This window comes from Mesorhizobium sp. BR1-1-6 (genome assembly GCF_020165355.1).
Lineage (GTDB): Bacteria > Pseudomonadota > Alphaproteobacteria > Rhizobiales > Rhizobiaceae > Mesorhizobium.
The window spans coordinates 55884-74858 of sequence record NZ_JAIUHZ010000020.1 but is presented as its reverse complement, the minus strand read 5'-3'; the positions used below and the strand labels follow the sequence as shown (position 1 = coordinate 74858).

Sequence of the window (18975 nt, the reverse complement as noted above, 5' to 3'; positions counted from 1 at the left end):
GGACGAAGTCGGCTTTAGTCCAGCTCGCGCGGCCTTTGGGCCGCAGCGCCGGAGCCCCACAAGGCGCGCCTGAGCAGGTTCCGTCCGCCCTTGCGCGGGACAAGATTAATATCGCTGACAAGCTTTGCGCCGCCCTCGCGCCGCTCCAATGTGATCTTACGGCTGTGGAAGGCTTCCAGCTCGGCGCGATGCGCCACACTTATGATGGTCACCTTCGGCAATTCATGGATGACCGTCTCCATCATCTTGTCCTGGCTCTTCTCATCGAGCGCCGAGGTCGCTTCGTCCAGAACGACGATATCGGGATGGTGCAGCAGGAGGCGCGCGAAGGCGAGCCGCTGCTTTTCGCCACCCGACAGGGTCTGGTCCCAGGGCGCGTCTTCCTCGATCCGGTCCTTGAGATAATCGAGCCCCACCTTGTCGAGGGCGGCGTTGATCTTCTCCAGCGTCCAGTTCTCGGCGGCGGCCGGATAGGCGACCGCGCGGCGCAGCGTCCCGGAGGGGATGTAGGGACGTTGCGGCAGCATGAACAGCCGCCTGCCGGGGTGGAAGTCGACGCTGCCGCCACCCCACGGCCAAAGGCCCGCGACGGCCCGCACCAGCGTGCTCTTGCCCGAACCGGATTCGCCGGCCACCAGCACCCGCTCGCCAGGCTCGATCTCGACCTCGGTTTCCTTGACCACGCCGGTGCCGTCGTCGAGCGATACCGAGAGATTGTCCAGGCTGAGCATCGCACCGTCTTCGGTTTCGCCGTGCCTGATGCGGCCCAGCGCGTCGCTGCGTTCGGCGCGCTCCAGCCCGTCAAGCGACATCATCAGCGAGGCAATACGCCGTGCCGAGGCGTTCCAGTCGGCGAGGCGGGGATAGTTGTCGACCAGCCATCCGAACGCGGCCTGCACGATGGCGAAGGCTGAGGCAGCCTGCATGATCTGTCCAAGTGTCATGCTGCCTTCGAGAAATTTTGGCGCGCAAAGCAAGATCGGCACGACCGGTGCAAACAGGCTCGACCCCTGCGACACCAGCGCCGTGCGCATGTGCTGGCCTGTCAGCAGCGCCCATTGCCGGAGCACCGTGCCGAACGTCTTGTCGATGCCGCTGCGCTCCTCCTCCTCGCCGCCGAGCAAGGCGATGCTCTCGCCGTTTTCGCGCACGCGCGTCAGCGTGTAGCGGAAATCGGCTTCCGCCTGGTTCTTCTGCTCGGAGAGCCGCACGAAATGGCGGCCGATGACCACCATCGAAGTGGAGGTGATGGCGGCGTAGATCACCGCGGTCACGACCAGAAAGCCGGGAATGGTGACGCTCCAGCTTCCGATCGGCAAAGTCAGCGCCCCGCCGATCGTCCACAGCACCACGATGAAAGTGGAGGCCGACAAAAACGCGTTGATCACGCCGGAGATGAAATCGACGGGCGATTCCGTGGCGATCCGCAAATCCTCCGCGATGCGTGCCTCGGGGTTCGTGTGGTCGCCGCCCACGAGGTTCAGCTGATAGTAGCGGCCGCTTGCGAGCCAGCGCGCGATGATGGCGGTGGTCGACCAGGAACGCCAGCGGCGCTGGATCGTCATGCGAAGGTAGACTTGCGCGACGACAAGGCTTGCGCTTCCAACCACCAGCGGCGGGAACACGGCGCTGAGCACATAGACGGTGTGGGCGTTGCGCTGCTCGATGGCGTCGAAGATCGAGCGGTTCCAGATGTTGATCCCATACTGGAAGCCGACATTGATGCATATCAGCATCAACAGCCCGAGCGTGAACGGCCAGGCCAGCTTGTCGCCGCGCGTGCTCCAGTAGCCGCGCGCGCTGATCCAGAAGCGCCTCAGCAGGTATCGCTTGCGCGCCTGCTCGGCCTCCTGCGGCGTCAGCTCCGGACCGGGTTCGATGGCCCCGGGCGGTGGCGCAGCCTCGCCCACGACCTCGGACGCAACTTCGACTGTCGAGGCCTTCTCCTGGTGCGACTTCTCTGCCTTGCGCCGCCTGGCGCCGTCGACCGTTTTCGGCATGAGTTCAGCCTCGGATGTAACGGCGACAACGGCCTAAAAATCAAAAAGTTTCACCAGGCCCGCTCCAGACGGCGCCATGGGTCTCCCCGTGCTCCCCTGCTCGACCCGCGATGCCGCCAGCCGCCGCTGGACAATTCGCCAGCCGGCGGGCCCGTTTAGCGACGGTCTCCTCGCAGCCGGAACGAGACCGTGTGCTTGGAACCAATGATGGGCGAGACTGTTTAGCCATGAACTTCGATGCGACGCCGACGTCCCGGCCCGGTCGGGTGAGCAGCGACCTTGAGGAGCCCCTTGTCATGAAGATTTCGTCCAGATTTCGTTCAGTCGCCATCGCCGTGATCACTGCCGCGGGCGTTGGCTTTGCCAGTGTCGCGCACGCCGACACCGGAACGATCCGCTTCTCCATCTACAAGGCGGCCTTCTTCATCGGCGGCGCCGGAGGCGAGGGCACGCTGACCTTCCATGGCCGCCGGTATCCGATCTCGGTCGGCGGCATTTCGGGCGGCCTCGCCTTCGGTGCCTCCAAGACCTATTTCCGGGGCACCGTGCGCCATATCAAGCGCGCCCGGGACGTGACGGGTGTGTACGGCGCGGCGGGCGGCGGCGGCGCGCTCGGCAAGGGCGCCCAGGTGATCGTCATGACCAACGACAAGGGCGCCCAGCTCGAGCTCACGGGCAGGCAGGTAGGGCTGCAAGTCAACGCCGATCTCAGCGGCATGAGCATCACGGTGAAGTGAGGGCGGTCACTGCGTCGGTGTTTCGAGGGATGAGCCGGCGGCCCCTCCCTACCGCTCCTCCACGATCCGCAGATAGGCCGCCGTCACGAACAGCACGATCAGGCCGAACAGGATCCTTCTTGCCCCCTCCGGCATCTGCAAAATCGTCAGCAGCGTCGTCAGCACGGTCAGGATCAAGGCACCGATGATGGTGCCGGTATAGCCGCCGCGGCCGCCGAAGATGGAGGTGCCGCCGATGACGGCGGCGGCCACGGAGGGCAGCACCAGCGGTTCGGCGAGGGACAGGGAAGGGGCCTTGATCAAGCCGATATAGAGCAAGCCGGTGATGCCGGCGAGCAGGCTGGAGAGGACGTAGAGCGCGGTGATGACCTGCCAGTAGCGCACGCCGGAAAGGCGGGTCGCGCGCTCATTGTCGCCGACGGCGTAGAGCAGGCGGCCGAAACCGGTGCGGTTGAGGCCGAAGACGATCAGCACCGCGACGGGGACGAACAGAAGCAGCGCGTTGGGAAACCCTGCGGTCACGCCGGTGCCGAGCCAGGCGAGGAAATCGGGGATCTTGGCGCCCGAGGCGATCACCGTGCGTTGATAGACCTGCAGGAAGCCGGTGCCGATCAGGCTGGTGCCCAGCGTCATGATCAGCGGATGGACGCGGAAGACGCCGACGCCGATGCCGTTGACGAGGCCGATCAGCACCGCCGGCATCATCGCCAGGAGGAAGGCCACGGCTGGGTCCTGGTTGACGGCTTGCGTAGCCATGATGAAGGCGCTCATCGTCGCCACCGTGCCGACAGAGAGATCGATGCCGCCGGTCAGCATGGTCATGGTCTGGCAGCCGGCAAGGATCGCCAAGGGAATGGCGAATTTGATGGTGTTGGCGATCCAGCGCTCGTTGACGATGCCGGGGCGCAGGATCTGCAAAATCACAACCAGGATGACCAGCAGGATGACCAGCGGAATCAGCGGCCGGTCGGCCATGAAGCGTTTGACACGGCGGCCGAAGGGGACGGGTTGGGGCGTGATTGCTGACGTGCTCATGGGGTGGCTCTTGTCTGCAAATGTAGCGCCCTACGGCGGCCCCCTCTGTCCTGCCGGACATCTCCCCCTCTAGGGGGGAGATCGGACGGGGTGACGGCTTTCGCAAATTGTCGGCGTTGCAAGAATGAGCGAGACGCCGAAGCTGCCAATCTCCCCCCTTGAGGGGGAGATGTCCGGCAGGACAGAGGGGGGCGCCGTAGAGCGCTATGCGCCAATTCATTCTCCCTCATCATTGCCGACCCCGCATCGTAATGAAAGCCCCGAACATCACCACGGCGACCATGATCAGGCCCTCGATGATGGCGGTGACGTTGGGGTCGATGGCAAGCAGGGTGAGGTCGGTGCGCACCAGGCGCAGCACGAAGACGGCGACGATGGGGCCGAGCAGGCCGCCCTTGCCGCCGCCCAGCGCCACGCCGCCCAGCACCACGGCCGCGACGCTGGCGAGCAGATAGGGGCCGGGAATAGGAGCGCCGATGCCGGTGCTCATGGTCAGCGCCAGGCCGCCCATGGCCGCGAACAGGCCCGACAACGCATAGGCGATGATGCGGGTGCGCTTGACCGGCACGCCGCTGCGGAACGCCGCCAGCTCGCTCGAGCCGATGGCGTAGATGGACAGGCCGAGGCGCGAGCGCCTCAGCGGTATCCAGACGATGCAGAGGCAGATGATCAGCACCAGCAGAGCCTTCGGCAGCCAGGCGTCGATGTTCTGCGGCAGGCCGGGTATCGGGACCGTGCCTGAAATCATCGCCTTCAGCCATTCGGCGGCGGCGCCGCCCGGCGCGCCGAGCACCAGAAGAGCCGCCCCTTGCAGCACGAACAGCATGGCGAGCGTCACCACGATGTCGGGGACACGGGTGGCGACAATGAGCAGGCCGTTGAGCGCGCCGAGCACAAAACCCATGGCCAGTACGAAAGGCACCACGAACAGCGCGTATTCTTCCGAGGCGCCGGCCATCATCGAGGCGGCGGTGACGCTGGTCAGCGCCATCATGGCGGCGACCGACAGGTCGATGCCGCCGGCGATGACGACGACGGTCTGCGCGGCCACGGCAAAGGCGTAGGGCAAGACGGCCCGCGCGAGCGAGCCGAAATCGCCGCTGCCATAGCCGGGCTGGATCAGCTTGGTGACGACGAACAGCACGACGAGGAGGGCGAACAGGCCGGCGACCCAGCCCTGGCGGCGCAGGAGATGGCTCATGGCGTCACCTCCGGTGCATCCGGGGTATTTGCTGTGGGGTCCGCCAAAATGCCGACATCGGCCTTGGCGCCGCGCGGCAGGCCGTAGGCGGCGCGCATCAGTGCCGGCTCGTCCGCCTCCTCGACCGGGAAGATATCGACGACGCGGCCGCCGAAGATGACGATGACGCGATCGCAGACGCGCTGCACCTCTTCGAGTTCCGAGGTGTAGAACAGCACCGACTTGCCGTGGCCGGCGAGCTCGCGCAGCAATTTGTAGATCTCCTGTTTGGTGCCGACATCGATGCCGCGCGTCGGGTCGAAGCACAGGATGGTGCGGGCGTCCGCCGCGATCCAGCGTGCGATGGTCACCTTCTGCTGGTTGCCGCCGGACAGGCGCTGCACCTCGCCTTGCGCGCGGGTGTCGATCTGGAGGCGCGCGATGGCGCTCGCCACCGTGGCGCGCTCCTTGCGCATGGCGATCGGCCCCCAGTTGCGCAAGGCGGCGCTGAAGGGCAGCGCGATGTTCTCGCGCACCGAGCGCTGCATGGCGAGGGCCTCGGAGCGGTCGCCCGGCACATAGGCGATGCCGGCGCGGATGGCGTCGATCGGATGGGTGAATTTCGCCGGCTGGGCGTCGACCTCGATCGTGCCGCCGGACGGTTTGATCGAGCCGGCAAGGGCGGCGAACAATTCATCCTGGCCCTGGCCTTCGAGCGCGACGACGCCGGCGACCTCGCCGTCGGCGAGCTCGAAGGAGACGTCGTTGAGCTTGGTGCCGACGCGCAGATTGCGCACGGCGAGACGCCGGCGGGCAGGGGCCGACGTGGCGGCCTGGCCGGCGGCGCGGGCGGCCACCTTGGTCTTCTCGATGCGGGCGCCGAGCATCAGCTCGACGATCTTTTCCTCCACGCCGGGCTCGATGTCGAGAATGCCGACGGTCGCACCGTCGCGCAGCACGGTGGCGCGGTCGCAGAGCGCCGAGATCTCGACGAAGCGGTGCGAGATGAAGATCACGGCGCGGCCGCTGTCGCCCTGGCGACGCACGACTTCCAGCACTTTTTCAGCGAGGTTGGCGGGGAGCGCCGCGGTCATCTCGTCGAGCAGCAGCACGTCGGGCTCGACGGCGAGCGCCCGCGCCAGGTCGAGCACGCGCAGCACCGCCAGTGGAATGTCGCGCGCGGTGTCGCGCAGGTCGAGGTCGGGAATGCCAAGTTCGCGCACCCAGGCACGGAACGGCTCGACGGGCGTGCCGGTGAGCCGCAGATTGGACAGTATGTCGAGATCGGGGATCAGCGACGGTTCCTGGTAGACCGGCAAAAGGCCAGCGCGGCGCGCGGCGGCGGGCGAGCGTATGTCGCGCGCCTCGCCACGGATCAGGACGCGCCCGGCCGAGGCAGGGACCGCGCCGGTCAGGATCTTCACCAGCGTCGACTTGCCGGCGCCATTGGCGCCCATCAGGGCATGCACCTCGCCCGGCAGGACGGACAGCGACGCGTCGCGCAGCGCGGCAACCGCACCGTAATTCTTGGCGACGCCGGAGGCGTCGAGGAGGGGTTTGGTGGTCAAATTGCTGTCCGTACCAGAAACTCAATTGCTGGCGCTCTACGGCGCCCCCCTCTGTCCTGCCGGACATCTCCCCCACAAGGGGGGAGATTGGCCGCAACTTCGGCTTTCGCCAATTTTCAACGTGGCAAGACGAGAGCCGGCGCCGAAACTGCCAATCTCCCCCCAAGTGGGGGAGATGTCCGGCAGGACAGAGGGGGGCGCCGTAGAGCGCTAACCTATCAAACCTTTGGTTGGCGGGGACGGCAAACGCCATCCTCGCTAGCCAATCAAAATAGCCCTTACTCCCCCGGCCCCTTGCACGCTACGATCTGGTCCTTGGTGTAGGTCGTCCAGTCCGGGATCGAGATCGAGACCGGCCATTCCGGGCTGAGCGACGGATCGGCGGCGGCCTTCAGCTTGGCCTTGCCTTCCTCGGTGGCGTTTTCCCAGAGCTGCGGCTCGACCAGAACGGTCTGCTGCGCCGGCTTCTTGCCGTCGAGGATCTGGAGCGCGAGCGTCACGCCGGCGCCGCCGATCGAGCCGGGATTGGTCACGGCGGCCCCGACCAGGTCCTTGACCGAATTCAGCTGGCCGACGAAACCGGCATTGTCGGCGCCGACCACGGGCACCATCGGCGCCTGCGATTCCACCAGCGCGTCGACGATGACGTTGTCGATGCCCGAGGTCCACACGCCGTTGAACGGCGTGCCGGTGGCGAGGAAGGACAGCATCTGCTGCTTGGCCTGGTCCTGCTGCCAGCCGGTGAACACTTCCTGCGCGACCTTCACGTCGGGGAATTCGGCCAGCGCCTTCTTGAAGCCCTTGTCGCGATCCGAGTCGGCGGAGGCGCCGGCGGCGCCGCGCATGTAAAACACCTCACCCTTGCCGCCCATCTGCTGGAACAGCCATTTGGCGCCGAGATAGGCATATTGTTCCTGGTTGTTGGAGATGATGTAGGCCGAGGGTTCGGTGACCGCCTGGTCGACGGCGACGACAACGATGCCGGCCTTGGTGGCTTCCTCCAGCCCCGCCTTGATGCCGGCGGGATCAGCCGGATTGACGACGATGGCGTCGACCTTGGCGCTGATCAGGTTGCGGATGTCCTCGAGCTGCCCGGCGGCGTCGGTATTGCGGTGGGCGATGTTGAGCTTGGTCACTTCGCCGGAGGCCAGCGCCTGCGCCTTCATGGCGCAGACCATCTCCTCGCGCCAGCCATTGCCCTGCACGGTGTTGGAGATGCCGATCGTGTATTTGCCCTCGGCGGACGAGGCGCCCATCGAGGCCAGCAAGGCAGCGCCGGCAAGGAGCGGAACAATGGGCAGCGGCACCATGGTCAGGTATTTCTTCATTTCAGATTTCCTCCACTTTGATTTTCGTTTCAATTCCAAGTCGTTACACCGGGCCGCGCAGAAAGAGATTCAGGCGGCGCCCCGATGTTGTTTTTGCGCCTTCATTTGACGAAGGGACGCAGCACGTCGCGGGCAAGCAGGAAACCGCGCTTGACCTTATCGTCGCTGCCCTCGAACCACCGGTCCTCGTGCTCGATGATGATCGGGCCGTCATAGCCGGCACGGTAGAGGCCGGAGAAGAAGCCGTTCCAGCTGACATCGCCCAGCCCCGGCATGCGCGGCACCTGCCAGCCTATGCCAGACGAAAGGATTCCGCGCTCGTACAAACCATCATGATCAATCATCAGGTCCTTGGCATGGACATGCAGCATGTAGGGGCCGAATTCCCTGATGAAGCGGGCCTGGTCGATCATCTGCCAGACCAGGTGCGAAGGATCGAAATTCATCCCGACATCGCCGCCCCAGGTTTCGAGGATGCGGCGCCAGACCAGCGGCGAATAGGCGATGTTGTGGCCGCCCGGCCATTCGTCATAGCTGAAGATCATCGGGCAGTTCTCGAAAACGAGCTTGACGCCGTGATCGCGCGCATGGGCGACGATATCGGGCCAGATTTCGAGCGCGTGCTGCCAGTTGACGTCGACGGTCTTCGAGGCATCGCCGCCGCAGAAGGTGTTGACCAGGGGCACGCCCATATTCGCGGCCAGCACGATCACCTGCTTCAGATGGTCGATCACCGTCTTGCGGTGGGCGGCATCGGGATGCAGCGGGTTGGGATAATAGCCGAGACCGGAAATGGTCAGCCCCTTGCCGGCAAGGTTTGCCGCGATATCCCTGGCCTGCGCCGGCGAGGTCGCGGCGGCGTCGATGTGGCTGGTGCCGGCATAGCGGCGGCTGGCGCCCGAGGCTTTCGGCCAGCAGGCGATTTCCAGCGCCTCGAAGCCGGCCGAGCTTGCCCAGTCGGCGACCGCGTCGAGCGGCGTCTCCGCGAACGGTGCGGTGAGCAGTCCAAGCCTCATAATGCCTCCCCTGGTCGTGAATTCACGACCGATTCCTACTATGCAGATCGTGCCGGTTGCTTCAACCGCTCATCTGCCGGTTGCGCGCATGCATGCCTGACGGTTGCCATCGGATCGTCCGACAACAGCCCGTCGAGCGCCGATGTGACGGCCTTGCGGAACATGTCGTTGGCGGCGAGGGCGGGATCGAAGATGGCGTCGATCGCCAGGATGCCCGCAGCCAGTGCCGGGACGTCGCGTCCGCTTGCCTCCGCTATGCCAGCGATCTTGACGGCATAGGGGTCCGACACCGGCCAGCGCCGGCCGAACCGGGATGAAGCCTGGATCAGATAGGCCATCCAGCCGGCGACGGATACCGACAGCAGCGCAATGCTTTTTTCCTCGCCCAGCCGATCGCGGATCGGGTTGAGTAGGCGCTGCACGATCTTTTGCGAGCCGTCGGTGGCGATCTGGTGGTTGCGGTGGCGGATCGCGGTATTCTGCAGACGGCCAAGGCTCTGCTCGACATAGGCTGATGGGTCCATGCCGGGCACCGGCTTCAACGTTGGCAGAGTCTCCTCGACGAGCATGCGGCGCACGAAGGCCGACAGCAGCGGGTCCGCCATCGCATCGAAAGTGTGTTCGAGGCCGGCCAGCACGCCGAGATAGCTGAGCGTCGTCTGAGCGCCATTCAGCACACGCATCTTGAGATGCTCGAACGGCGTGACGTCGTCGACGAAGGTTGCCCCCACCAGGTCCCAGCGCGGCACGCGGCCGGCGAATTTCTGCTCGATCACCCATTGCCGGAACGGCTCGCCGGCAACGACGGCTCCATCGCGGTAGCCGAAAAGCTGCTCCACACCGTCGAGATCGGCCTGCGTGCTCGCCGGCACGATGCGGTCGACCATGGCGCTGGGGAAGGCGGCATTGGCCGCGATCCAGCCGGCAAGGCCGTTGCCGCGCCGTTCGGCAAAAGTCCGCACGACATTTTCCAGGATGGTGCCGTTCGCCGGGATGTTGTCGCACGAGAGCAGCGTCAGCGGCCGGCCGTGCGTGGCCATGCGTTGCTCCAGCGCCCGCGCCAGAATGCCGGGCACGCTGCGCGGCGTCAGCGGGTTTGCGAGATCGTCGACGATGTCGGGATGGTCGAGGTCGAGCGCGCCGCTGGCCGGAATATGGCAATAGCCCTTTTCGGTAACGGTCAGCGTCACGAATTCGATGTCCGGGGAGGACAGCACTTCGAGCGCGGGCATAGCGCTCGCCTGGCTATCGACAACGCGCACGATGCTGCCGATGACGCGCGCCTCGACTTGGGAATCCTGGCGGATGAGCCTGGTGTAGAGCCCGTCCTGGGGGCCGAGCGTATCGGCGAGCGCCGGCGGACGGATGTTGATGCCGACCACGCCCCAGCGGCCGAAGCTCCGCGCCAGGAGGTCGTCGGTGTATTCGGCCTGGTGGCAGCGGTGGAAGGCGCCGACGCCGAGATGCGCCATGCCTGCCTGGAGCAAGGCACGGTGATAGCCGGGCCTTTGCACCGTCGCCGTCAGGCGGCCGAGCAAGGCCGGACCGAGCGTCTCGGGCGCGGCTGTGCTCACCGGTTGGCTCCGATCACCCACTGTTCCTGGTCGATCAGCGAGCCGGTCATCGGTCCCGCGGCGTCGGAGAGAAGGAAGACGGCGAGCCTGGCCACGTCCTCCGCCGAGAACAGCCGGCCGAAGGGCTGCGCGGCGTTGGCGGCATCGAGCCAGCCGGCGCCGTGGCCGAGCGTCTCGGCCTGCATGACGCGCTCGGCGGGCGTATCGGTCCAGCCGACATTGATGCCGTTGACGCGGATGCGGTCGAAGCGGTGGGCGTTGGCTGCGTTCCTGGTCAGCGTCGCCAGCGCGCCCTTGGTGGCGGAATAGACGGCGAGCTCGGGCGAGCCGCAATGGGCATTGATCGACAGGATGTTGACGATCGCGCCGCCCTGGCCCCGCTTCCGCATGTCGGCAATCGCCGCCTGCATGAGGAAGAAAGGGGCGCGGGCATTGACGGCGAACAGCGAGGCCCAGTCGTCGGGGGTCGCATCGAGGAAGGAGGCCCGGTCGGTCAGGCCGGCGGCATTGACGAGACCGTCGATACGGCCGAAGCGGTCGATGCAGGCTTGCGCCAGGAGGGCAGGGGCTGCCGGGTCGGAAAGCTCGGCGGCGATGAAGTGTGCCGGCGTGCCCGCTTGCGAGAGCTCCGCAGCAACGGCCTCGCCGCGCGTCCCGTCGCGGCCGGTGACCAGCAGGCCGCCGGCGCCGGCACGCGCCAAGGTTTCGGCGACTGCCCGGCCGATGCCTTGCGTCGCGCCGGTGACCAGCACCATCTTGCCGTCGAGCTGAAGCTCCATTCCTCCTCCCGGAACAAAGTTTCTATTTCTGAAGATATGGAATGTCAGTTCCCGTTAGTCAACCGCGCAATCATTCTGCCCGTTGGGCCACGACGCCATGGACCAAAGCCATGCCGACGGCGAGCGACGCCGCCAGCGAGCGGAAGCCTGCGAAGTCCTGTTCCACAACTTCCAGCCAGGTGTCCGAGAACTTGACCAGCGGAGAAAAAGTGCTGTCGGTGATGGTGACGATCCGCGCGCGCCGCTCGTGGGCGACCGCGACGAGGTCGGGCGTGATCGAATTGTAGGGACTGAAGGAGACCGCCAGCACCGCGTCGCGTCTGCCGATGCAGCCGACCTGGTCGAGCGCGGTGGAACCGACATTGTCGACCAGCACATTGCGCACGCCTTGCTGCGACAAGGTCAGCGAGAGATAGCTGGTGACGGGAAAGGCGCGCTTGGAGCCGATGACGTAGATCAGCTCGGCGGCCGAAAGCAACGCCACCATTTTCTCGAAGCTCTCGATATCGAAGCCGGTTTCGATGCGGCCGAGCGAGGCCTGCGAGGCGCCGACCATGCCGCGCAGGAAATGCAGGTCGGCATTGGATACGCGCGGCGTGCGTTCCTGGCCGCGCCCTTCCGGCCAGGACGCCTTGACATGGTCCTTGAACAGGCCCTGGAAATCGGAAAAGCCGGCATAGCCGAAGATCTGGGCGAAGCGCACCAGCGTCGAAGGCTGCACCCCTGCCTGCGCGGCGACCTGTGCGATGGTGCCGAGCGCGACGTCGCTCGGATGCTGCCACAGGAAGATCGCGACCTGGCGCAGCCGCTTGGGAAAATGGACCGTGCCCGACGACAGCACCGCGCGCAGCTCCTCGTAAGTCTGCGGCTTGATATAGCCGAGCGCCGCCAGCGAGCGCCCGCGCTTGCGGGTCGTCGCCTCGTCGGCGCTGGACCGTCCGGATGATTTGCGCGCCCCGCTCATGATTTCAGGCTAGCGCGATACGATCGTTTTACAATATGAAAATTGGAAATCCTGTTCGAGGGTGGTAGCTGTTCTGCAGCGAAGAAGTTCGATGCATTCAACATAGCACCCTATGGCGCCCCCCTCTGTCCTGCCGGACATCTCCCCCACAAGGGGGGGGATCGGATGTCACGCCGGCTTTCGCCAAATTGCCAGCGTTGCATGAAAGGCGTCGCGGTCGACGCTGCCAATCTCCCCACCTGTGGGGGAGATGTCCGGCAGGACAGAGGGGGGCGCTACAGAACTCGACGGTGGGTGCTGGCTTAACATCCTTAAATCGGAGGAGACAAACATGGTCTATGCGACATCGGACGGATCGGCGGGCAAGCGTTTGCGCGTCGGCATGGTGGGAGGCGGGCAGGGCGCCTTCATCGGCGCGGTGCATCGCCTCGCCATGCGGCTCGACGACCAGATCGCGCTGGTGGCCGGCGCGCTGTCGTCCGACCCCGGGAACGCCGCCGCCTCGGCCGCCGAGATCGGCATCGCGCCGGAGCGCAGCTATGCCGATTACCGCATGATGGCAAAGGCGGAGGCGGCGCGCCCGGACGGCATCGAGGCGGTCGTCATCGTCACGCCCAACCACCTGCACGCGCCGGTCGCGACAGCCTTTCTGGAAGCCGGCATCGATGTGATCTGCGACAAGCCGCTGTCGACGACGCTGGGCGAGGCGCAAGCCCTGGTGGCGCTGACGCGGGAGAAAAATCGCCGCTTCGTCGTGACCCTCAACAACACCGGCTACGCCATGGTGCGCCAGGCGCGCGAGATGGTGGCGGCGGGCGAACTCGGCCGCATCGTCTCCGTGCACGGCGCCTATATCCAGGACTGGCTGACCAGGCCGATCGATGCCGACGGCCAGAAACAGGCGGAATGGCGCACCGACCCGGCGCGCGCCGGCCAGTCGGCGGTGCTGGCCGATATCGGCGTGCATGCCTTCAATCTGGCGAGTTTCATCAGCGGCCGCGAGGCCGAGACGGTGTCGGCCGACCTGTTCACCGCCGTGCCGGGACGGCGGCTCGATGATAACGCGCATGTGCTGGTGCGCTGGGCGGGCGGGGCACGCGGCACGATCCTGGCCAGCCAGACGTCGCCCGGCCACTATAATGATCTCTCCGTGCGCATCTATGGCGACAAGGCGGGGCTTGAATGGTCGGGCACGCGGCCCGAGGAACTGCGCTTCTCCAGATATGGCGAGGAAACCCGCACGCTCGTGCGCGGCGGCCATGGCTCGACCGAGCAAAGCCGGCGCGTGTCACGCATGCCGGCCGCCCATCCCGAAGGCTATATCGAGGCCTTCGCCAATTTCTACCGCGACGCCGCCGACATCATCCGCGCGCATCGTTCGGGCGCTGCTGTCGATGCGGCCCGGGCGGCGCAGGTGCCCGATGTGGTCGACGGCGCGCGCGGCGTGAAGTTCGTCGCCGCGGCGGTGGAGTCGAACGCGGCTGATGGGGCGTGGACGGCGGCGAGGTTTGGGTGAGGGTGTGCCATCCAATGTGAAGTACGCCATCGCGGCCACGTCGACGGTGCCGCGCGGTTGATGGCGATCAAGAGTTGGCCGTCCATTCGGGCCGCGCTGAGTTCCGCCATTTTTCAGCTCGTTGCGAGGCTGGTTTCGAGGGCAGCAGCCGGTTGACTGCTTCCAAATCGTTGCCGCCGACCTTGCGCGAGGTGATTGCGACGCTATGTCAGGCGCATCCGCGTTGCTCCCCGCCCGCGCATTCGGCAATCTGTCGCTTCTTCGGCGTTGAAGGCTTGCTCCGATGGAACTCGGTCTCATTGGATACTACAGCGACTTCGTGGTTTACCCCCTGGCGATCGCCCTGCTGGCTGTGGCCGGGCTTATCGAGGCCGGCGAAGAGAGCGCGCCAGGCTGGCTGGCGACGGCGCTGGCGTGCCTGTGTCTGTGGACGCTGATCGAATACGTCATGCACCGCTTCGTCCTTCACCACATTCCCTGGATCAGGGATCTGCACGCCCGCCATCATGTCGAGGAGCGCAGTCCGGTGGGCACGCCGACCTGGCTCAGCCTCGGCGTGCATGCGCTTGTCGCGTTCTTTCCCGTATGGATGGTCTCGGATTTCGCGGTCGCCAGCGCGGCGAGCTGCGGGCTGATGCTGGGCTACCTATGGTACGTCAGCATCCACCATGTGATCCATCACTGGCATCCCACTCATCCGAGCTATCTCTACACGCTGAAGCGCCGCCACGCGCTGCATCATCATGTCGACGAAAACGTCAATTTCGGCGTGACGTCGCTGTTCTGGGATCGGGTCTTCGGCACGATGCGGCTCTGAAGCCAACTGGTGTGCGCCATTCGGGAAGCGCAGACAGCCATTCCCGCTTACAATTCCTTCTGCGCCAATTCCCTGAACTCGTCGGGCACCGAGCGGGCCGCCTCCAGCGCCACGGTGCCGTAGCCGACGGCCTGTTTGCCGAAACGCTCGCGGATCTTGTCGATGGCGCGGTCGGCGCCGAAGCGTGCGAGGCCCTTCCTGGTGCCGGGGCGGCGCTTTTCGTCGGCGAGGCCGAGCGGCAGTTCGAGCTGCAATTCGGCACTTTCCTCCAGATGCGAGACCGAGATCGCCAGCAGCGAAATCGTCCTGTCATGCGGATGATCGGCAAGCACGCCCCGCACCAGGTCTGTCGCGATCTCGGCCAGCATCACCGTCGCCGAGATCGGCTGGTCGAGCGTGATCGAGCGGGTGACGGCGCTGAGGTCGGCGAAGCGCACGCGCACCGTCACCGTGCGGCCGGGGCGCGCCTTGGCGCGCAGCCGGCTGGCGACCCGGTCGGCCAGATGCAGCAGGACGGGTATGTAGACGCATTCCAGTGCCGGCTTGCGGCCAAGCGCCGACTGGGCACCGGCCGAATGGGCGCGGCGACGTGTTTCCAATTTGCGCGGATCGCGGTTCCACGACAAGGCGGCAAGCTTTTCGCCGGCGGCAGGGCCGAGCAGCCGCGCCAGCGCGCCGCTGTGCGTCCTGGCCAGTTCGCCGATTGTCTGGACGCCGATCTCGGCCAGCCGCGCGCTGGTCGCCGGGCCGACGCCCCACATCAGGGAGACCGGCAGGTCATGCAGGAAGGCGATCTCGGTGCCGGGCTCGACCACCACCAGCCCATCGGGCTTGGCCACCTGCGAGGCGATCTTGGCCAGGTGCTTGGTGCGCGCCACGCCGATCGAGATCGGCAGGCCGAGTTCGCTTCGCACGCGGCGGCGAATGGTCGAGGCGATCTCCCGCGGCTGGCCGAACAGATGCGTGCAACCGGCGACATCGGCGAAGGCCTCGTCGATGGAGATGCGCTCGACCAGCGGCGTGAAATCGTCGAGCACCTTCATCGCGGCGTCGCCGAGCCGCTGGTAGTCGCGGAAATTTCCGCCGACGAAAATCAACTGCGGGCAGAGCTCGCGCGCCTTGCGCCCCGGCATGCCCCCGCGCACGCCGAACGCGCGGGCTTCGTAGGAGGCGGCGAGCACGACGCCGCCGCCGACCGCGATCGGCTTGCCGCGCAGCGACGGGTCGAGAAGCTGCTCGACCGAGGCGTAGAAAGCGTCGAGATCGGCATGCAGGATGGTGGGCTCCATCCCCGGTTCCTCGCGACGTTGTAGAGTATGGAACATAAAGAGAACAAACATTGCTCGCTGTCAAGCGAGGTCGCGATCCGCCGGAACATTGTCGCTCACAATCGCGTTGACGGCCGAAGGGCGCCGCGTGCGGAGGCTGGCATGGGCAACTTTGAAATGATCGATCTGGTTTGCGTCGTCAACGCCTGCTCGACCGACCGCGCCGCGGGGCGGCTGGTTTCGATGGCCAAGGCCGTGGAGGAATTGCGGGTGCTGACCGGCGATTTCGTCTCGGCCGACGAAACGGTCGCGAATGCGCTGAGTGAAGTCGCGCTGCAGTGCGGCTGCGCCGTGCTGTTCGATGAGCAGGCGGGCGCCGACATATTGCGCACGCCATAGCTCGTCGCCGGCGTGCTGCAATGCATCACGCAACCGTTCCAATTGCTTGTTTTTGCGCTATTCCGAACAGAGGGCCGTGACGCACGTTCTAACGCGCGTTGCCTGTGCGGGTCGTTGTCCCCGAGGCCGCCTTGGCGACATCCATCAACCGAGATGCTCCGCCCGCAGCGCCTGCTTGAGGCGCTCCAGCGCCGGCTCGCCGTCGGCAGCGAGCTTATCGGCGATCCTTGCCAGATCATCGTCGGCCTTGCGGTGCTTGCTGCCCCAGGCGCCGAGCGTGGCCAGCACGGGCAAAAGGTCGATGCCGGCCTCGGTCAGGCGATAGATCGCCTTCAGCCCATGCGTGGGATCACCGCTGCGGGTGAGGATGCCTTCGTCCTGCAATGTCTGGAGGCGCTCGGCCAGCGTACGCGAGGAAATGCCCTCATCGGATTGCAGGAATTCGCGAAAGTGCTTTTTTCCGGCGAAGACCAGGTCGCGGATGATGAGCAGCGTCCAGCGGTCGCCGAGCAGTTCGAGCGACAGGTTGATGGGGCAGCCAGACCGGTCCCGTGTCGACATGTGTATGGTTCCATTTTTAAATCGCTTTACTATTGACATCGTTTTCATCCCAGGTCAATAGTTCCAAATGTAAACCATCGGCAACCGTGCCGGCCGGACGGGTAAAACGAGCCGCTCGGCCCTTGACTGGGAGAACCATGATGAAAAAGCTGATCCTCCAGATGCAGATGTCGGTCGACGGTTTTGTCGGCGCCGCCGGGGATCATCGCTGGCAGCTCTGGGAATGGGGCGACGACAGCGCCTGGGACGAGGAGCTGAAGCGGGACTTCAACGCCGTCTTCGCCGGCATCGATACCATCCTCTTGAGCCGCAAGATGGCCGAGGAAGGCTACCTCACCCATTGGGGCAATGCGGCGAAGAGATATCCGCGCGACCCGTTCTATGCTTTCGCCCAGCGCATCGTCGAGGCGAGGAAGGTGGTGCCGAGCGACAGGCTCAAGGCCTCGCGATGGGAGCGCACGACAGTGGTCAGCGGCGACCTGCCGCGGGAGGTCGACTTGCTGAAGGCGGGTGAGGGCGGCGACATCGCGGTGTTCGGCGGCGCCGGCTTCGCCTCGGCGCTGATCGCGGCCAGGCTGGTCGACGAGTTCCAGCTGTTCATCAACCCGGCCGTGCTGGGCGCCGGCCGCCGCATCTTCGACCAAGGCTGGTTCGGCAGGCTGCGGCTGCTCGGCTCGAAATCCTATGCGAGCGGCATGGTGGTGAGCCGCTACGCGCCGGCCGGCTAATCGAAAGGCATTGCACTGATATCATGCCTGCCGTTGAGCTTGGGCATGGCAGTCGGCGATGCAGCACCAAGCGCGGTTCTGCCTTAGCCCCAGGGGCGAAGGGAACACGCGCCTCGATGTACTCTTGGTCAACACCTTGGCCTCACCAATTCACTTCGCATCATGAAAAATGATGCCCACCGTGTGCCGCATGCCCGAGCGCAGGCGGCTGACGCCGTGGCGCAGATTGACGCGGTAATTGCCCTTGGTGCCCTGCACCGGCCGATTGTGGACGGCGAAGGAGACGGCATCGCCCTGGCGCAAGGGCACCACTTCCACCCGGCTCTGCATGCGCGGCCGCTGTTCGGTCAGGGCGAACTCGCCGCCGGTGAAATCCTCGCCGGGTTCTGAAAGCAGAACCGCCACCTGCACCGGAAAAGCGAGGTCGCCATAGAGGTCCTGGTGCAGGCAGTTGAAGTCGCCGGGCACATATTGCAGCAGAAGTGGCGTCGGCCTGACCTGGCCGGCGGCGTGGCACTGCTTGAGAAAGGCGGCATGCGTTTCGGGATAGCGCGTGGCGATGCCCATGCGCTCGTTCCACCGGTTGGCGACCTCGGCGAGCCTGGGATAGAGCGCCGTGCGCAGCCCGCCGATCAGGTCCGGCAAGGGGTAGCGGAAATAGCGGTATTCGCCCTTGCCGAAGCCGTGCCTGGCCATGTGGATATGGCTGCGGAAATGTTCTTCATGCGGATAGAGCCCGGCGAGTTGCCGACACTCCTGCGGCGTGAGCAGCTTTTCCATCACGGCACAACCGAAGCCGTCGAGTTCGGCGGCGAGGGCCGGCCAGTCGTAAGCGGCAACCCGTTCCTCGGCGGCTTTCACCACCGATGCCGCAACCTTGGCATGGGCGTTCATATCGCGGCCTCTTTGTCGAGCAAAGCGTGCTTGCGCTCAGTGCCCCAGCGGTAGCCGGAGGGCGTGCCGTCGGCGCGGACGACGCGGTGGCAGGGAATGCCGAGCGCGATCGCGTTGGCGGCGCAGGCCGTCGCCACGGCGCGGGCGCCGTTCGATTGGCCGAGACGCTGGGCAAGGGCGGCGTAGGTGATGGTTGCGCCGCGGCGGATGCTGCGAAGCTCGCCCCAAACTTTTTGCTGGAACGGCGTGCCGTGGCTGATGTCGAGCGGCAGGTCCAGGCCGGCGGCGGGCGTTTCGATGAAACGCGTTATCGCCGCAAGATCGTCATGCAAGGCGGTCTCGTCCTCGACCAGCATCCTGCCGGGGAAGCGGCTGGCGAGATCCTGCGCCAGCGCCTCGGCGTCGGAGTCGATCAGGATGGCGCAGACGCCGAGGGAACCGCGCGCGGCGAGGATTTTGCCGATCGCGGATTGGGCGATGGCGTAGGTGATGGTGTCGGCGCCGGAGGCTGTCGCCGGCGTGTGGGTTTGCATGAGGTTCATTGCTTCACTCCTTCTGTGTGCCTGAACCCTAGCCGCGTGCCTTCCGTTCCTCACTCCGATGCTTGCTTT

Annotated in this window: 18 protein-coding genes; 5 read left to right on the top strand and 13 right to left on the bottom strand. The window is 65.9% G+C overall.

The features are described from left to right. Window positions 1-14: 14 nt before the first annotated feature. Window positions 15-2000, bottom strand: coding sequence for an ABC transporter ATP-binding protein/permease (locus tag LB545_RS26130; protein ID WP_140663692.1), 1986 nt, complete (start codon window positions 1998-2000; stop codon window positions 15-17). A gap of 296 nt (window positions 2001-2296) precedes the next feature. Here LB545_RS26130 and LB545_RS26125 point away from each other — a divergent pair, with 296 nt between their 5' ends. After that, window positions 2297-2737 (top strand): hypothetical protein, encoded by a 441-nt coding sequence (locus LB545_RS26125; protein ID WP_140500175.1) that lies wholly within the window; start codon window positions 2297-2299, stop codon window positions 2735-2737. 48 nt (window positions 2738-2785) lie between these two features. On the opposite strand, the gene LB545_RS26120 is transcribed toward LB545_RS26125, so the two are convergent. The 8 genes from LB545_RS26120 to LB545_RS26085 form a co-directional block, all read right to left on the bottom strand. After that, window positions 2786-3772 (bottom strand): ABC transporter permease, encoded by a 987-nt coding sequence (locus tag LB545_RS26120; protein ID WP_140516049.1) that lies wholly within the window; start codon window positions 3770-3772, stop codon window positions 2786-2788. A 229-nt stretch (window positions 3773-4001) separates the two neighbouring features. Further along, entirely contained in the window at window positions 4002-4973 is a 972-nt protein-coding gene (locus tag LB545_RS26115) for an ABC transporter permease (RefSeq protein ID WP_140561105.1), read from the bottom strand. Next, on the bottom strand, window positions 4970-6520 hold the full coding sequence (locus LB545_RS26110) for a sugar ABC transporter ATP-binding protein (RefSeq protein WP_224706056.1): 1551 nt from the start codon (window positions 6518-6520) through the stop codon (window positions 4970-4972). The genes LB545_RS26115 and LB545_RS26110 overlap by 4 nt, the downstream gene beginning before the upstream one ends. A 278-nt stretch (window positions 6521-6798) precedes the next feature. Continuing rightward, complete coding sequence (locus LB545_RS26105) at window positions 6799-7848, bottom strand: ABC transporter substrate-binding protein (protein WP_140516043.1); 1050 nt, start codon at window positions 7846-7848, stop codon at window positions 6799-6801. A gap of 101 nt (window positions 7849-7949) precedes the next feature. After that, the gene (locus LB545_RS26100; protein ID WP_224706055.1) at window positions 7950-8864 is read right to left on the bottom strand and encodes a sugar phosphate isomerase/epimerase family protein; all 915 of its coding nucleotides are present in this window, start codon (window positions 8862-8864) and stop codon (window positions 7950-7952) included. A 38-nt stretch (window positions 8865-8902) separates the two neighbouring features. Next, a complete protein-coding gene (locus LB545_RS26095; protein ID WP_224706054.1) occupies window positions 8903-10438 on the bottom strand; it encodes a mannitol dehydrogenase family protein in 1536 nt (511 codons plus the stop codon). Then, the gene (locus tag LB545_RS26090; protein WP_140500072.1) at window positions 10435-11217 is read right to left on the bottom strand and encodes an SDR family oxidoreductase; all 783 of its coding nucleotides are present in this window, start codon (window positions 11215-11217) and stop codon (window positions 10435-10437) included. Before LB545_RS26090 ends, LB545_RS26095 begins: the two co-directional genes overlap by 4 nt. 70 nt (window positions 11218-11287) lie before the next feature. Further along, window positions 11288-12181: a MurR/RpiR family transcriptional regulator gene (locus tag LB545_RS26085; RefSeq protein WP_140500070.1), complete on the bottom strand. Its 894-nt coding sequence runs from the start codon at window positions 12179-12181 to the stop codon at window positions 11288-11290. A gap of 331 nt (window positions 12182-12512) precedes the next feature. On the opposite strand from LB545_RS26085, the gene LB545_RS26080 reads away from it, so the two are divergent. Continuing rightward, complete coding sequence (locus tag LB545_RS26080; RefSeq protein ID WP_140557839.1) at window positions 12513-13697, top strand: Gfo/Idh/MocA family protein; 1185 nt, start codon at window positions 12513-12515, stop codon at window positions 13695-13697. 283 nt (window positions 13698-13980) lie between these two features. Beyond that, window positions 13981-14514: a sterol desaturase family protein gene (locus LB545_RS26075; protein ID WP_140500066.1), complete on the top strand. Its 534-nt coding sequence runs from the start codon at window positions 13981-13983 to the stop codon at window positions 14512-14514. Between the two features lie 47 nt (window positions 14515-14561). Here the strand turns inward: LB545_RS26075 and dinB are convergent, their stop codons facing one another. Beyond that, entirely contained in the window at window positions 14562-15803 is a 1242-nt protein-coding gene (gene dinB / locus LB545_RS26070) for a DNA polymerase IV (protein WP_140500065.1), read from the bottom strand. Window positions 15804-15944: 141 nt separating this feature from the next. Between dinB and LB545_RS26065 the strand changes: the two genes are divergently transcribed. After that, a complete protein-coding gene (locus LB545_RS26065; RefSeq protein ID WP_140500063.1) occupies window positions 15945-16181 on the top strand; it encodes a hypothetical protein in 237 nt (78 codons plus the stop codon). 144 nt (window positions 16182-16325) lie between these two features. On the opposite strand, the gene LB545_RS26060 is transcribed toward LB545_RS26065, so the two are convergent. Continuing rightward, window positions 16326-16742, bottom strand: a complete 417-nt coding sequence (locus tag LB545_RS26060) for a winged helix-turn-helix transcriptional regulator (protein WP_140521490.1) — start codon at window positions 16740-16742, stop codon at window positions 16326-16328. Window positions 16743-16882: 140 nt separating this feature from the next. Between LB545_RS26060 and LB545_RS26055 the strand changes: the two genes are divergently transcribed. Continuing rightward, window positions 16883-17470, top strand: coding sequence for a dihydrofolate reductase family protein (locus LB545_RS26055; protein ID WP_224706053.1), 588 nt, complete (start codon window positions 16883-16885; stop codon window positions 17468-17470). A gap of 150 nt (window positions 17471-17620) precedes the next feature. On the opposite strand, the gene LB545_RS26050 is transcribed toward LB545_RS26055, so the two are convergent. After that, a complete protein-coding gene (locus tag LB545_RS26050; protein ID WP_140521491.1) occupies window positions 17621-18364 on the bottom strand; it encodes a 2OG-Fe(II) oxygenase in 744 nt (247 codons plus the stop codon). Continuing rightward, window positions 18361-18906: a methylated-DNA--[protein]-cysteine S-methyltransferase gene (locus tag LB545_RS26045; protein WP_224706052.1), complete on the bottom strand. Its 546-nt coding sequence runs from the start codon at window positions 18904-18906 to the stop codon at window positions 18361-18363. Before LB545_RS26045 ends, LB545_RS26050 begins: the two co-directional genes overlap by 4 nt. Window positions 18907-18975: the final 69 nt, after the last annotated feature.

What these genes read in the sequence shown, in the direction of transcription:
- LB545_RS26130 (WP_140663692.1), bottom strand. Translation starts at nt 2,000, where the DNA reads ATGCCGAAAACGGTCGACGGCGCCAGGCGGCGCAAGGCAGAGAAGTCG.
- LB545_RS26125 (WP_140500175.1), top strand. Translation starts at nt 2,297, where the DNA reads ATGAAGATTTCGTCCAGATTTCGTTCAGTCGCCATCGCCGTGATCACT.
- LB545_RS26120 (WP_140516049.1), bottom strand. Translation starts at nt 3,772, where the DNA reads ATGAGCACGTCAGCAATCACGCCCCAACCCGTCCCCTTCGGCCGCCGT.
- LB545_RS26115 (WP_140561105.1), bottom strand. Translation starts at nt 4,973, where the DNA reads ATGAGCCATCTCCTGCGCCGCCAGGGCTGGGTCGCCGGCCTGTTCGCC.
- LB545_RS26105 (WP_140516043.1), bottom strand. Translation starts at nt 7,848, where the DNA reads ATGAAGAAATACCTGACCATGGTGCCGCTGCCCATTGTTCCGCTCCTT.
- LB545_RS26100 (WP_224706055.1), bottom strand. Translation starts at nt 8,864, where the DNA reads ATGAGGCTTGGACTGCTCACCGCACCGTTCGCGGAGACGCCGCTCGAC.
- LB545_RS26090 (WP_140500072.1), bottom strand. Translation starts at nt 11,217, where the DNA reads ATGGAGCTTCAGCTCGACGGCAAGATGGTGCTGGTCACCGGCGCGACG.
- LB545_RS26085 (WP_140500070.1), bottom strand. Translation starts at nt 12,181, where the DNA reads ATGAGCGGGGCGCGCAAATCATCCGGACGGTCCAGCGCCGACGAGGCG.
- LB545_RS26080 (WP_140557839.1), top strand. Translation starts at nt 12,513, where the DNA reads ATGGTCTATGCGACATCGGACGGATCGGCGGGCAAGCGTTTGCGCGTC.
- LB545_RS26075 (WP_140500066.1), top strand. Translation starts at nt 13,981, where the DNA reads ATGGAACTCGGTCTCATTGGATACTACAGCGACTTCGTGGTTTACCCC.
- dinB (WP_140500065.1), bottom strand. Translation starts at nt 15,803, where the DNA reads ATGGAGCCCACCATCCTGCATGCCGATCTCGACGCTTTCTACGCCTCG.
- LB545_RS26065 (WP_140500063.1), top strand. Translation starts at nt 15,945, where the DNA reads ATGGGCAACTTTGAAATGATCGATCTGGTTTGCGTCGTCAACGCCTGC.
- LB545_RS26060 (WP_140521490.1), bottom strand. Translation starts at nt 16,742, where the DNA reads ATGTCGACACGGGACCGGTCTGGCTGCCCCATCAACCTGTCGCTCGAA.
- LB545_RS26055 (WP_224706053.1), top strand. Translation starts at nt 16,883, where the DNA reads ATGAAAAAGCTGATCCTCCAGATGCAGATGTCGGTCGACGGTTTTGTC.
- LB545_RS26050 (WP_140521491.1), bottom strand. Translation starts at nt 18,364, where the DNA reads ATGAACGCCCATGCCAAGGTTGCGGCATCGGTGGTGAAAGCCGCCGAG.
- LB545_RS26045 (WP_224706052.1), bottom strand. Translation starts at nt 18,906, where the DNA reads ATGAACCTCATGCAAACCCACACGCCGGCGACAGCCTCCGGCGCCGAC.